This window comes from Streptomyces sp. NBC_01515 (genome assembly GCF_045040345.1).
GTDB lineage: Bacteria > Actinomycetota > Actinomycetes > Streptomycetales > Streptomycetaceae > Streptomyces.
This window is the reverse complement of record NZ_CP109416.1, coordinates 379,790-393,294: the sequence shown is the minus strand read 5'-3', so window position 1 is coordinate 393,294 and position 13,505 is coordinate 379,790. Positions and strand designations below refer to the sequence as shown.

The 13,505-nt window shown below is 69.6% G+C and carries 14 protein-coding genes and 1 pseudogene; 13 read left to right on the top strand and 2 right to left on the bottom strand.

The window, feature by feature from the left end:
• Positions 1–27: 27 nt before the first annotated feature.
• Both OG407_RS01435 and OG407_RS01430 read right to left on the bottom strand, forming a co-directional pair.
• Positions 28–399, bottom strand: a complete 372-nt coding sequence (locus tag OG407_RS01435) for a DUF2255 family protein (RefSeq protein WP_405845683.1) — start codon at positions 397–399, stop codon at positions 28–30.
• Between the two features lie 90 nt (positions 400–489).
• Positions 490–1,506: a zinc-dependent alcohol dehydrogenase family protein gene (locus OG407_RS01430; RefSeq protein ID WP_405854171.1), complete on the bottom strand. Its 1,017-nt coding sequence runs from the start codon at positions 1,504–1,506 to the stop codon at positions 490–492.
• Positions 1,507–1,742: 236 nt separating this feature from the next.
• On the opposite strand from OG407_RS01430, the gene OG407_RS01425 reads away from it, so the two are divergent.
• The 13 genes and pseudogenes from OG407_RS01425 (at position 1,743) to moaA (ending at position 13,494) form a co-directional block, all read left to right on the top strand.
• Entirely contained in the window at positions 1,743–1,934 is a 192-nt protein-coding gene (locus OG407_RS01425; protein ID WP_405854169.1) for a hypothetical protein, read from the top strand.
• Between the two features lie 72 nt (positions 1,935–2,006).
• A pseudogene (locus OG407_RS01420) lies at positions 2,007–2,192 on the top strand (transcriptional regulator); the annotation flags it as partial.
• Between the two features lie 120 nt (positions 2,193–2,312).
• The gene (locus OG407_RS01415) at positions 2,313–2,912 is read left to right on the top strand and encodes an NAD(P)H-dependent oxidoreductase (protein ID WP_405845685.1); all 600 of its coding nucleotides are present in this window, start codon (positions 2,313–2,315) and stop codon (positions 2,910–2,912) included.
• Positions 2,913–2,959: 47 nt separating this feature from the next.
• Positions 2,960–3,349, top strand: a complete 390-nt coding sequence (locus OG407_RS01410; protein ID WP_405854167.1) for a nuclear transport factor 2 family protein — start codon at positions 2,960–2,962, stop codon at positions 3,347–3,349.
• A 29-nt stretch (positions 3,350–3,378) separates the two neighbouring features.
• Positions 3,379–4,080, top strand: a complete 702-nt coding sequence (locus tag OG407_RS01405; RefSeq protein ID WP_405854165.1) for a type 1 glutamine amidotransferase domain-containing protein — start codon at positions 3,379–3,381, stop codon at positions 4,078–4,080.
• A 37-nt stretch (positions 4,081–4,117) separates the two neighbouring features.
• A complete protein-coding gene (locus tag OG407_RS01400; protein ID WP_405845688.1) occupies positions 4,118–4,456 on the top strand; it encodes a MoaF-related domain-containing protein in 339 nt (112 codons plus the stop codon).
• Positions 4,457–4,558: 102 nt separating this feature from the next.
• Positions 4,559–5,428 (top strand): helix-turn-helix transcriptional regulator, encoded by an 870-nt coding sequence (locus OG407_RS01395; RefSeq protein ID WP_405854163.1) that lies wholly within the window; start codon positions 4,559–4,561, stop codon positions 5,426–5,428.
• 233 nt (positions 5,429–5,661) lie between these two features.
• A complete protein-coding gene (locus OG407_RS01390) occupies positions 5,662–7,083 on the top strand; it encodes an MFS transporter (protein ID WP_405854161.1) in 1,422 nt (473 codons plus the stop codon).
• Between the two features lie 289 nt (positions 7,084–7,372).
• Complete coding sequence (locus tag OG407_RS01385) at positions 7,373–8,011, top strand: (2Fe-2S)-binding protein (RefSeq protein WP_405854159.1); 639 nt, start codon at positions 7,373–7,375, stop codon at positions 8,009–8,011.
• A 15-nt stretch (positions 8,012–8,026) separates the two neighbouring features.
• Positions 8,027–9,007 (top strand): FAD binding domain-containing protein, encoded by a 981-nt coding sequence (locus tag OG407_RS01380; protein WP_405854157.1) that lies wholly within the window; start codon positions 8,027–8,029, stop codon positions 9,005–9,007.
• Positions 9,004–11,196 carry a xanthine dehydrogenase family protein molybdopterin-binding subunit gene (locus OG407_RS01375; protein ID WP_405854155.1) on the top strand — a complete coding sequence of 731 codons (2,193 nt, stop codon included), beginning with the start codon at positions 9,004–9,006 and terminating at the stop codon, positions 11,194–11,196. The genes OG407_RS01380 and OG407_RS01375 overlap by 4 nt, the downstream gene beginning before the upstream one ends.
• A gap of 148 nt (positions 11,197–11,344) precedes the next feature.
• On the top strand, positions 11,345–12,505 hold the full coding sequence (locus OG407_RS01370; protein WP_405854153.1) for an XdhC family protein: 1,161 nt from the start codon (positions 11,345–11,347) through the stop codon (positions 12,503–12,505).
• Positions 12,499–13,494, top strand: coding sequence for a GTP 3',8-cyclase MoaA (gene moaA, locus OG407_RS01365; protein WP_405854151.1), 996 nt, complete (start codon positions 12,499–12,501; stop codon positions 13,492–13,494). The genes OG407_RS01370 and moaA overlap by 7 nt, the downstream gene beginning before the upstream one ends.
• Positions 13,495–13,505 lie beyond the last annotated feature (11 nt).

The following is a 13,505-nucleotide window of genomic DNA, read 5'->3' as shown; positions in this document are numbered from 1 at the left end:
CTCCTGGAGGGGTGAAAGAGCCGATGTTCAGCGCGGTACGAGCTTCAGGGTCGTGTCCCGCGCAGCCACCATGGGATCGACGTAACTCGCGCCGTACCGGCCGTACTTGATGCGGTAGGCGGTGTCGATGCGGTCGTTGGCGCCGGGGTCGGTGACCTCGACGAGGGCGACGTCCTTGCCGACGCCGCCGGAGCGGATACGGCCCTCGTGGCCGGCCCGGGCCGCGCGGTACCAGGCGCCGGCGTTGCCATGGAAGGAGCGGACGTAGAGGTCGTCGCCGTCGCGGACGACCCAGATCGGCACGGGTGCGCGCGGCGTTCCGTCGCTGCGCACGGGGGCCATCTGGAGTTCCTCGGCGTGCTCGATCCGGGTCAGTTCGTCGTTCGTCCAGGTCGTCATGGGTCTGCCTCCTTTACGACAGTGCGGCGGGGTGTGCCCTCGTGGGCGTGGGCGCGGCCGGCGCAGTTCCACGTCCACGAGGCGACCGGGTCAGGGCTTGAGGAGGGCCTTGATGGCGCGGCGTTCGTCCATCGCCTTGTAGCCCTCGGCGACCTGCTCCAGGGGCAGGGTGAGGTCGAAGACCTTGCCCGGGTCGATGTGGCCGGACAGCACGCGGTCGATCAGGTCGGGCAGGTAGCGGCGCACGGGAGCCGGGCCGCCACGCAGGCCGACCTGGGAGAAGAACAGCTCCTGGCCGTCGACGGCCACCTCGTGCGGGACGCCGACGAAGCCGACGTTGCCGCCCGGCCGCGCGGAGTGCAGGGCCTGGCTCATGGACTGGGCGGTGCCGACGCACTCCAGAACAGAGTCGGCACCGATGCCGCCGGTGAGGTCCTTGATGCGGGCGATGCCCTCCTCGCCGCGCTCGCTGACGATGTCGGTGGCTCCGAACTCCAGAGCGAGCTTCTGCCGGGACTCGTGCCGGGACATGGCGATGATCCGCTCCGCTCCCAGCTCCTTCGCGGCGATGACACCGCACAGGCCGACCGCTCCGTCACCGACCACGACGGCCGTCGAGCCCGGCTTGACCTCAGCGGCGAGGGCCGCGAACCAGCCGGTGCCCATCACGTCGGACACGGCCAGCAGACTCGGCACCACATCGCCGGAAGGGTGCTCGTCAGTGGCCACGAGGGTGCCGTGGGCGTTGGGAATGCGCACGTACTCGGCCTGGCAGGTGCCCATGAACTCGCGGTTCAGACAGGAGGACTGCCAGCCCCTCTGGCAGTTCGCGCAGGTGTTGTCCGACGTGGCGAAGGAGCCGACCACGAACTGGCCCGGCTTGACGTTGCCGACCTCGCTGCCGACTTCCTCGACGATGCCGACGTACTCGTGCCCCATCGGGTGCGGGTCGCCGACCGCCTCCAGACCGCGGTACGGCCACAGGTCCGAGCCGCACACACAGGTGGCGACCGTGCGGATGATCGCGTCCGTCGGGTTGACGATCTTGGGCTCGGGGACGTCCTCCACCCGGATGTCACCTGGGGCGTGGATCACGGTTGCGCGCATGTCTTTTCTCCTGATGTGTTTCTCGGGCAGCGGTGTCACCCGGGCGTACCGGATTCCTCGGCGACGGCCAATGGGGAATGAAGAAGCGTTGACGGCCTGTGAAGGACAATTGCCGGTCTCTGACTCTTTCACCACCCGCAGGGCCCGTACAGAGGAGAATTTCACCCCAGGGAAGACTTATCCAGGGATAAAACCTTCCTACCCAGCCGAGTGGCGGACAGCTCGGACTGGCCCGTATGAACAGCAGCATGCACCGTAAGGAGTTGGGTCAATTCCTGAGGGCCCGCAGGGCCGAGCTCAGCCCCCGTACAGCCGGTCTGCCCGAAACCGACCGGCGGGTGGCCGGCCTGCGCCGGGACGAGGTGGCCGTGCCGGCCGCGATCAGCACGGACTGCCGCACCCGCAGCTCTTCACCGACCCGGCCATGAGAACGCTGTACGCCGACTGGGAGGACTCGGCTCGCAACACGTGGCCGTGTTGCGGCAGCGGGCCGCTCCCGCGCTGGTGGCACCAAGGTGTTCAGCCACCCGGTCGCCGGTGAACTCACCCTCGCCCGGGACGCCCTCACGTGCGCGGCCGACCCCGATCAACAGCTGATCGTCCGGAGCGCCGAACCCGACTCGCGTACGGACGAGCACCTGCGCCTCCATTCGTTCAGGGCGGCGACCCTCGCCATGAATTCGTAAAATCAGCAGGTGATTCCCGGCGTAAAGCCAGGGATAAATCCTTCCTACCTTCGCTGTTGAATTCCATGCCATGCTTTCAGGACACGATTCACGCAATCCTTTTCGAGGAGCAATACCCCCATGTCATCCACCTCCCGCCCCACGGTCGCCGTCGCTTTCCATTCCGGCTACGGCCACACCGCCGTCATGGCCGAGGCCGTGGCGCGCGGTGCCGCGGAAGCCGGTGCCGAGGTGATCTCCATATCCGTGGACACGATCACAGATGAGCAGTGGGCGCAGCTGGACGCCGCCGACGCGATCATCTTCGGTGCCCCCACCTACATGGGCACCGCCTCCGCCGCCTTCCACACCTTCGCCGAGGCCAGCAGCAAGCGCTGGTACACCCAGACCTGGGCCGACAAGATCGCCGCCGGCTTCACCAACTCCGGTGCCAAGAACGGCGACAAGTCCTCGACCTTGGGCTACTTCTTCACCATGGCGGCCCAGCACGGCATGCACTGGGTCAGCCTCGGTGTCCAGCCGGGCTGGGCCTCCACCGAGGGCAGCGAGGACGACATCAACCGTCTGGGCTATTTCGTCGGTGCGGGTGCCCAGACTCCTGTCGACGCCGGCCCGGAGGCCGTCCACAAGTCCGACATCGCCACCGCCGAGGGCCTCGGCGCCCGCGTCGCACAGCAGACCGCGTTCTTCCGCGCCGGCCGTGCCGCTCTCGCCGCCTGAGACAAGTCCCCCCGTTACCCCCCCGCAGATCCCCAAGGAGCACTCTCATGTCCGATTCCCCGAACGTCGCCCTCGTCCGCCGGCTCTACGACTCCGGCATGGCCCCGGACGTGGTCGCCGAGCTCATCGACCCCGACATCCTCTGGGACATCACTCCCGGCTTCCCCTACGGCGGCGTCTACAAGACCTGGGCCAGTGCCGGCGGCGACTTCTTCGCCCGGCTCGCGCCGCGCTTCGCCTCCTTCGGCCCGGTGGCCGAGGACTTCTACGACGCCGGTGAGCACGTCTTCGTGCGCGGCCACTACCACGCCGTGTCCAAGTCCGGCGAGGAGTCGGACGCGCGCTTCATCCACCTGTGGACGGTCGGCGGCGGCAAGCTCACCCACCTGATCCAGGCCGCCGACAGCCACGTCGTCCAGCAGGCCGCGAACAACTGACCGCCCGCACTCATTCCAGGGAGCACCCCATGGCGAAGATCCTCTTCCTCATCACCGCCGCCGACCACTGGACCCTGGCCGACGGGTTCGAGCAGCCGTCCGGCTTCTGGGCCGAGGAGGCCATCGGTCCGTACGGCGTCTTCAAGAAGGCCGGCTACGAGATCGCCGCGGCCACCCCGGGCGGCGTCCCGCCGACCGCCGACCCACTCAGCCTCACACCGGACTTCAACGGCGGTGAGGAGGGCGCCGAGCAGATGAGGACCGCCCTGCGCGAGGCCACCGAACTGGCGAGCCCGATCCGTATCGAGGACGTGAACATCGACGACTACGACGCGGTGTTCGTCCCCGGCGGTTGGGGCCCGATGGAGGACCTTTCCGACGACCCCGCGGCCGGCAGGCTGCTCAGCGACTGGCTCGCCTCCGGCAAGATCGTGTCGCTGGTGTGCCACGGCCCCGCCGCGCTGCTGTCCACCGTGGACGCCGACGGCAAGTCCCCCTTCTCCGGCTACCGCCTCACCGGTCTCTCCAACTCCGAAGAGATCCAGAACGGCCTCGCCGACCGGGCGAAGTGGCTGCTGCAGGATCGTCTCGTCTCGGACGTGGGCGTGGACTACCGCAAGGGCGAGGAGAACTTCGCCCCTCACCTTGAGGTGGACCGCACTCTCATCACCGGCCAGAACCCCGCCTCGGCCGTCCCACTCGCCCAGGAAGTCGTCAGGAATCTGAGCTGACCCCCTGCACCGCCGCTCAAAGAAAGAGGCAGTACCGATGGACGACAACGCGACTCTCCCCAGCGTCGGCCAGACCTGGCTGGCGGACCTCGGCCCGGACACCCCGCTCGGCCACTTCACGGTGGAGATCACCTTCGACTCGGCGACACGGGTCGGCTTCGAGGTCACCGGCGGTGCCATCAAGGGCCGGAAGCAGACCATGGAGTACACCACCACCCAGCTCCGCGACGGCTTGTACGTCGTCCGCTGGACCGAGCCCGACTCAGGCGACCACGTCACTCACATCGAGGACTACACCGAGGGCACCTGTATGGCCAGCTCCGTCATCGGAGGCGAGTTCGTCCAGCTTCACGGGAAGTGGACCCGCGTTCGCTGATCCCGCGGGCCGGCACGTCTGCTCCACGGTGAGGACTTCCAGGGCTTCCAGGGACAGATCTCTCCCCCTGACAACGCCGTTTTCCGATGCCAAGGTGATGGCATGAATCGCGATCCTCACCGCCACGATCTGGGGGAATTCCTCAAGGCGCGCCGCGCCGAGCTCGACCCGGCCGCCGTCGGCCTGCCCGACGGCGGCTCGCGTCGCGTCGCGGGCCTGCGCCGTGAGGAGGTCGCCGTACTGGCGGCCATCAGCACCGACTACTACGCCCGCCTCGAACAGGGCCGTATCCAGCCGTCGCCCTCCGTGCTGGACTCCCTGGCCCGGGTGCTGCACCTGGATGACGACCAGCGCGCCTACCTGTACGAGCTCGCGGCCAAGGACGAATTCCGCCCGCCCCGCCGACAGCCGCGCCTCAAGGCGCAGCCGCAGCTGCAGCGCATGCTCGACGACATGGCGCACACCCCCGCCTTCGTGATCGGTCCGCGCACCGAGATCGTCGCCTGGAACGCCATGGGTGCGGCCCTGATCACCGACTTCGGGAAGATCCCCGAGAAGCAGCGGTACTACATAAGGCTGCTCATCACCGACCCCACGATGCGTGAGCTGTACGCGGACTGGGAGGGCGTCACCCGGCTGGCCATCGCCCAGATGAGGATGCACAACACGAACAAGCCCGGGGACGCGCAGCTCAGCGCCCTGGTGGGCGAGCTCTCGGTCCGGGACGAGCAGTTCCGCCAGTGGTGGGGTGCCCACAACGTCGCCGTCCGGGACACCGGGACCAAGCACCTGCGCCACCCCGTGGTCGGGGACCTGCATCTCGACTGGAACGCCGTCACCTGGGCCGCCGACCCCGACCTGCAGATCATCGTGTGGACCGCCGAATCCGGCACACCCACCCACGACAGCCTGCGCATGCTGGCGTCCTGGGCGGCGGACCCCAGCCGTTCGACCAGCGACAGCTCTGCCTGACCGTAGCTCGGGTATTCCCCTTCAAAGGGGGAGCCTTTCCTCCTACGCGGCCCACGCCTAGGAAGAGGCTCTCCCTTCTTCGTGTACGGCACTCCTGGCACGCTCGTCACGAGGCCGACGGCGCCGCGCGTCCCCGCCCCCCGGTCCGGCCCTCTTCCTATTCCTTCCGGTTCCCTCAGCGCCGAGGCGTCCGACCTGCCTGCTCATCCGCCAGGAAAGAGATCCACCTCCCCATGTCCCTGACCCAGTCCCGCCCCGGAACCCTGCCCCCGGCCGCCCCGGAACCGCGCTGGACCGCACGCCTCTGGGCCGTCCTCGCCGTGCTGTGCCTCGTGCTGTTCCTCGACGGCCTCGACGTCTCCATGGTCGGCGTCGCCCTGCCCTCCATCGGCCACGACCTCGGCATGGCCACCGGCTCACTGCAGTGGATCATCAACGGCTACGTCCTCGGCTACGGCGGCCTGATGCTGCTCGGCGGTCGCACCGCCGACCTGCTCGGACGCCGCCGGGTCTTCCTCGTCGCGCTGGCCGTCTTCGCCGCCGCCTCGCTGCTCGGCGGCCTCGTCGACAGCGGTTCGCTGCTGATCGCCACCCGCTTCGTCAAGGGTGTGGCCGCCGCCTTCACCGCGCCCGCCGGCCTGTCGATCCTCACCACGACGTTCCCGGAGGGCTCGCAGCGCAACCGGGCGCTGTCGGTCTTCAGCCTCTTCGGCGCCCTGGGCTACTCGTCGGGCCTGATCCTGGGCGGTCTGCTCACCGGGATCGGGTGGCGCTGGACCTTCCTCATGCCGGTCCCGCTCGCCCTGCTCGCGCTGGTCGTCGGCCTGATCCTGATCCCGCGCGACCGCCGCGCCGAAACCGGCGGCCAGGACCCGGCCGGAGCCGTCACCCTCACCGCAGGCATGCTGCTCGCCGTCTACGCCGTGGTCACCGCCCCTCGGACGGGATGGACCTCCGCGACGACGCTCGCCGCCTTCGGCGTCGCCGCCCTGCTGCTGCTCGCCTTCGTCCTGATCGAGAAGCGGGTCCGGCACCCGCTGGTCCGCTTCGGCATCCTGCGCAAGGCCACCACGGTCCGGGCCAACCTCAGCATCGTCGCGCTGATGGGCTCCTACCTCAGTTTCCAGTTCATGATGACGCTGTACCTGCAGGACGGGCTCGGCTGGTCGCCTCTGCGCATGGCCTTCGCGCTGCTGCCGGTCGGCCTGATCGTCGCCGTCGGCTCGCCCCTCACCGGCCGACTCGTCAACCGCTTCGGCACCGCCCCACTGATCGTCACCTCGATGACCTCGCTGACCCTCGGCTACGCCTGGTTCCTGGCCACGGCCGGCTCCTCGCCCGACTACCTGCTCGCCATGCTCCCGTCACTCCTGCTCCTCGGCGGCGGCTTCGCGTTCGGCTACAGCGCCATCATGGCCCAGGCCACCGAAGGCATCGACGACTCCGAACAGGGCCTCGCCTCCGGCCTGGTGCAGACCTCGGGCCAGGTCGGCGCCGCCCTCGTCCTCGCCGTACTCACCGCCGTGATCGCCCACGCGGGCGACAGCAGCGGCGACTTCACCGCCTACCGACCCGGCCTGAACCTGGTCACCGGCGTCGCGGCGATCGGACTGCTCCTGAACCTGGTCCCCGTGCTGCGCCTCCGGCGACGCTGAGCCCTGACAGACGGAAACCCGACCCGGGGCCCCCGAGTCGGGTCTCCGCGAGCAGCGGTCACGCCAGGTTCCGAAATACCGCGCCGTTACCGCCTACTTGCGGACAGGGAAACCAAGGGGGGATAAAAGTCTCCCTGCCATGGGCGGTGTCGGTGGTGCAAGACTTCCGGCGTGATCAGCCGCCTTGCCGAGGCGAGCGGTCACCCTGATTCCCGCGGTGACGTCGATCCCGTGCCTTGTCTCCCGCTGGTGTACACGACTGATCCGTCCGTGACGCAAAGGCGTACGCATGTCCTCTGAACTCTCTGAATCTGTTGTTCCTCCCCCCACTGGAGCCAGTGAGTCCACCTCGGGGCCCAGCCGGCGCACCTTCATCGCCACCAGCGCCGCGGTGGGCGGTGTCGTGGTGGCCGGCGGAACGCTCCTGGCCGGCTCCGAGGAAGCGGCCGCCGCCGGGGCCGCACCCTCCAGCCGTGTCTCCCTGACGGTCAACGGAACCCGCCGGACGGTGACCGTGGACAACCGGACCTCGCTGCTGGACCTGCTGCGCGAGCACCTCGATCTGACGGGCTCGAAGAAGGGCTGCAACGCCGGCGCCTGCGGAGCGTGCACGGTGCTGGTCGACGGACAGCGGGTCAACTCCTGCCTGACGCTGGCCGTGCGGCTGGAAGACGCCGAGGTCACCACCATCGAGGGCCTGGCCGAGGGCGACGAACTGCACCCGTTGCAGCAGGCGTTCATCGACGAGGACGCCTTCCAGTGCGGCTACTGCACCCCTGGGCAGATCCTCTCCGGCGTCGCCTGCATTCAGGAGGGCCACACCCGTTCGCCGGAGGAGATCCGGGAGTGGATGAGCGGCAACATCTGCCGCTGTGGCTGCTACGTCAAGATCGTGCGCGCGGTCGAACAGACCGCGGGCCGTAAGTAAGGAGGGGTCCACCCCATGTACCCCTTCTCCTACACCCGTGTCTCCGACACCCGGGAAGCCCTCAAGGCCGGTCGCACCGGCGGTCGTTACATCGCCGGGGGCACCACGCTGGTCGACCTGATGCGGGAGACCGTCGAACGCCCCGAGACGCTGGTCGACATCTCCCGCCTGCCGTTGCGCGAGGTCACCGTCACCGAGCGCGGGGGCTTGCGCATCGGTGCGCTGGTGCGGATGGCCGAGGCTGCCGCGCACCCCAAGATACGCACCCTGTATCCCGTCATTTCCCAGGCCCTGGAACTGAGCGCGTCCGCCCAGTTGCGGAACATGGCCACCATCGGCGGCAACATCATGCAGCGCACCCGGTGCACCTACTTCCGGGATGTGACTGCTCCCTGCAACAAACGCGAGCCCGGCTCCGGTTGCGCGGCCCGGGAGGGCTTCAACCGGATGCACGCGATCCTCGGCACCTCCGACGCCTGCGTGGCCACCCACCCTTCCGACGTGGCCGTGGCCTTCGCCGCCCTGGAGGCCACCGTGCATCTCCTCGGGCCGGAGGGCGCGCGCACCCTGCCGTTCGCCGACTTCCTGCTACGGCCCGGCACTACCCCGAACCGTGAACAGGCCCTCAGAAAAGGCGAGTTGATCACGGCGGTGGAGATCCCGGCGCTTCCGCGTCCGCTCAAGTCCGGCTACCTGAAGGTGCGCGACCGGCAGTCCTACGAGTTCGCCCTGACCTCGGCGGCAGTCGCGCTGCACATCCGGGGCGGGGTCATCCAGGAGGCGAAGGTCGCAGCCGGCGGCGTGGGGACCATGCCGTGGAAACTGCCCGCCGTCGAGCAGCACCTCGTCGGTGAGCGTCCCTCGGAGTCCCTGTGGACGTCCGCTGCCGCGAAGGCGGCGGTCGGTGCCCGGCCCCTTCAGCAGAACGGCTTCAAGGTCGAGCTGCTGAAGCGGACCGTCGAACGCCAGCTGCGCATCGTAGGAGGTACGAAGTGAGCCCCCAGCCGCAGGCAGCCGTCGGCGCGCCGCTGTCCCGGGTGGACGGCCGCCTCAAGGTCACCGGCAAGGCGGTGTACGCCGCCGAACACGACGTCGACGGAGCCGTACACGCCGTCATCGTCGACGCGAGGATCGGACGAGGCCGCATCACCTCCATCGACACCGGCGCCGCCGAAGCCCACCCGGGCGTACTGCGGGTGATCAGCCACCGCAACGCCCCGAACCTGCCGTACCGCGACAACCCCGGCTCCAACAACCCGCCTGGCCGACGACTGCGGGTCTTCCAGGACGACCGGGTGGTCTTCCACGGTCAGCCCGTCGCTGTGGTGATCGCCTCGACCCTGGAGGCCGCGCAGCACGGTGCGAGCCTGGTCGAGGTCCGCTACGAGGCCGAAACGCCGTCGACCGACCTGCACGAGGCCGAGCCAGGGGCGCCGACGGACTACGCGCGCGGCGACGCGGAAGCAGGCTTGAGCAACGCCGCCGTACGACTGGACCTGGCCTACGAGCTGGCGCGCAACCACCACAACCCGATGGAGCCGCACGCCACCATCGCCCGCTGGGACGGCGACAAGCTGACCGTGTGGGACAAGACCCAGTGGGTGATGGGTACGCACGACGAGCTCGCAGCCGTGTTCGACCTGCCCGCGGATGCGGTACGCGTGATCTCGCCGTTCGTCGGGGGCGGTTTCGGCAGCGGACTGCGCTGCTGGCCGCACACGATCGTCGCCGCGCTGGCCGCACGGGTGACGCGTCGTCCGGTCAAGCTGGTGCTCAGCCGCAAGCAGATGTACTTCGGCACCGGCTTCCGGCCGTCGTACGAGTACCGGCTGCGACTCGGCAGCGACCGGCGAGGCCGGCTGAACGCCGCGATCCACGAGATCGACGCCGAGACCTCCTCGTTCGAGACGTTCACCGAGGCGGTCATGTCGGCCGGGCAGATGCTCTACAGCATGCCGAACGTGCGCCAGGTGTACCGGACGGTGCCGCTGGATGTGAACACGCCGATCTGGATGCGCGGGCCGGGTTTCGCCTCGGCGTCGTTCGTGATCGAGTCCGCGATGGACGAGCTCGCGCACGAACTCGGCGTCGACCCGATCGAGTTGCGCCGACGCAACGAGCCGCGTGAGGACGAGTCGACGAACGAGTCGTTCTCCACCCGGCGGCTCAGTGAGTGCTACACGGTCGGTGCCCGTGAGTTCGGCTGGGACCGCCGTGACCCGAGGCCGCGTTCGACGCGGGACGGGGACCAGCTGATCGGTCTCGGCATGGCCGCCGGTGTGTACGACCCGGGGCGGTTTCCCGCGCAGGCGCGGGCCCGGCTGGATGCCGACGGCACCGCGGTGGTCGAGGCAGCCACCAGTGACATGGGGCCGGGCACCTACACCTCGCAGACCCAGGTGGCCGCGGACGCGCTCGGGCTGACCATGCGCACGGTGACCTTCCGCCTCGGTGACTCCCTCTATCCGCCGACCTCGCCGCACGGCGGCTCGGCGACCATGGCCAGTGTCGGCTCGGCCGTCGTCGACGCCTGCAACCAGGTGCGACAGCAGGCGATCAAGCTGGCCGTCGAGGACCGGGAGTCGCCGCTGTACGGCGTGACCGCGGACCACGTGGTCGTACGCAACGGCCGGCTGCACGTGCAGAACAATCCGGCCCGCGGGGAGACGTACAAGAGTCTGCTGGCCCGCAACGACCGCTCCCAGCTGGAAGCCAACGGCACCTACGACGGGCCGGGCAGCGAACGATCCGCCTACTTCGCCTACAACGCAACCTTCGCCGAGGTCGCAGTGGACGCGCATCTCGGTCTGGTGCGGGTGCGGCGGATGCTCGGCGTGTACGACGCGGGACGGATCATCAGCCCCAAGCTGGCCCAGAGTCAGGCGTTCGGCGGCATCGTGGGCGGCATCGGTACGGCGCTGCTTGAACACACGGTCACCGACCACCGGGACGGGCGGATCGTGAATGCCAGTCTGGCCGACTACCTCGTACCCGTGAACGCCGACGTCCCCGAGATCAGGGCGATCTACCTCGACGGCGAGGACAACGCCGGCAATCTGCTCGGCGTCAAGGGACTCGGTGAGGTCGTCCAGGTGGGTGTGGCGGCCGCGATCGGCAACGCGGTCTTCAACGCCACCGGACGACGGATCCGCCAACTGCCCATCACCGCCGAGGCGTTGCTCTGACGACGCCGCCTCCACAGACGGGTCCGGCAGCCGAACCCCCCGTACGGCTGCCGGACCTCCCCGGGCCGCCGCCGCGCATGCGCCCCCGTCGCCGCGGCGGCGGCCCGCTCACCTTCTGCGACAGCGACCGTCCGTTCTAGAGACCCCCATGCTGAACATCGCGGACGCACTGCACCGCTGGTGCCGCGAGGAACGCCCCTTCGCGCTCGCCACCGTCGTCGACGTCACCGGCAGCGCGCCCCTGCCCGTCGGTACGTCGGTGGCGGTGGACGAGGGCGGCAACGCCGTCGGCAGCATCTCCGGCGGCTGTGTCGAAGGCGCGGTGTACGAACTGTGCCGGCAGGTCCTCCACGACCGCGGCACCCCCCAGCGTGCGTGGTTCGGCTACTCCGACGACGATGCCTTCTCCGTGGGTCTGACCTGCGGTGGGGAACTCGACGTGCTCGTGCAGCATGTCGACCCGGCCACCCAGCCGCATCTCGGCGCGGCGCTCGCCGAGGCGGTCCAGGGCCGGCCCGCCGCCGTCGCCCAGGTCGTGGACGGCCCCCTCGTCGGCGCCATGTTGAGCGTGCTCGGCGACAGTTGGATCGCCGACAGCATGCTCGGCGACGGGCAGACCGGCCGGGCAGTGGCGGACCGGGCCGGCGCCCAACTGCGCACCGGACGCACCGCGCTCCTCGCCCTCGGCGGAGACGCCGACACCTGCCCCGAGAAGCTCTCCGTCCTCGTCCACGCGGCCGCCACCCGCCCCCGCCTGCTGATCTTCGGCGCGATCGACTTCGCCGCCGCCCTCGCCCAGGCCGGCCGCTTCCTCGGCCATCACGTCACCGTGTGCGACGCCCGACCCGTCTTCGCCACCGAAGCCCGCTTCCCGCACGCCGACGAAGTGGTCGTCGACTGGCCCCACCGCTACCTGGCACGGACGGCCGTGGACGCCCGAACCGCCGTCTGCGTGCTGACCCACGACGCCAAGTTCGACATCCCGCTGCTCCGACTCGCCCTCGACCTGCCCGTTGGCTACGTCGGCGCCATGGGCTCCCGCCGCACCCACGGCGAGCGTCTGCGTCGCCTGCGTGAAGTCGGGGCCACCGAAAGACAGTTGGCCCGGCTGCGCTCCCCGATCGGCCTCGATCTCGGCGCCCGCACCCCGGAAGAGACGGCCATCTCCATCACCGCCGAGATCATCGCCCACGCCAACCAGAGCACCGGCCTGCCCCTGACCCGGGTCGGCGGCCCGATCCACCGTGTTTCCGGGGCGGTGTCGGAGACGGTGCGGCGGGGGAGAGGAACGGTCTCGGGAACGTGCTGATCGACACTTACGGCCGGGTGGCCACCGACTTGAGAGTCTCGCTGACCGACCGGTGCAACCTCCGGTGTACGTACTGCATGCCCGAAGAGGGCCTGCAGTGGCTGGCGAAGCCCGACCTGCTCACGGACGACGAGATCGTCCGCCTGATAGACATCGCGGTCACCTCCCTCGGAATCGAGGAGGTCCGCTTCACCGGCGGCGAGCCCCTGCTGCGCCCCGGCCTGGTCGGCATCGTCGAGCGGGTCGCGGCCCTGGAGCCCCGCCCTCGGATGTCGCTGACGACCAACGGCATCGGCCTCAAGCGCACGGCGAGCGCACTGAAGGCGGCGGGCCTGGACCGGGTCAACGTCTCCCTCGACACTCTCCGCCCGGACGTCTTCACGACCCTCACCCGCCGGGACCGCCACAAGGACGTCATCGAGGGCCTGTACGCCGCCCGAGAAGCGGGTCTGACCCCGGTGAAGGTCAACTCGGTCCTGATGCCGGGCCTGAACGACGACGAGGCCCCCGACCTGCTGGCCTGGGCGGTCGAGCACGACTACGAGCTGCGCTTCATCGAGCAGTTGCCCTTGGACGCCCAGCACGGCTGGAAGCGCGACAGCATGATCACCGCAGGGGACATCCTGACCTCCCTGCGTACCCGCTTCGAGCTGACGGAGGAGGGCTCCCAGGCCCGGGGTTCGGCGCCGGCCGAGCGCTGGATCGTGGACGGCGGCCCGCACCGCGTGGGCGTCATCGCCTCGGTCACCCGCCCGTTCTGCGCGGCCTGCGACCGCACCCGGCTCACCGCGGACGGCCAGATACGCAACTGCCTGTTCGCCCGAGAGGAGACCGACCTCCGCGCCGCCCTGCGCTCCGGCGCTGGCGCTGGCGACGAGGTGATCACGCGCATCTGGCGCGAGGCGATGCGGGGCAAGAAGGCCGGCGGGGGACTGGAAGCGCCGTCCTTCGTCCAGCCGGACCGACCCATGTCCGCGATCGGAGGCTAGCCAATTCTCTT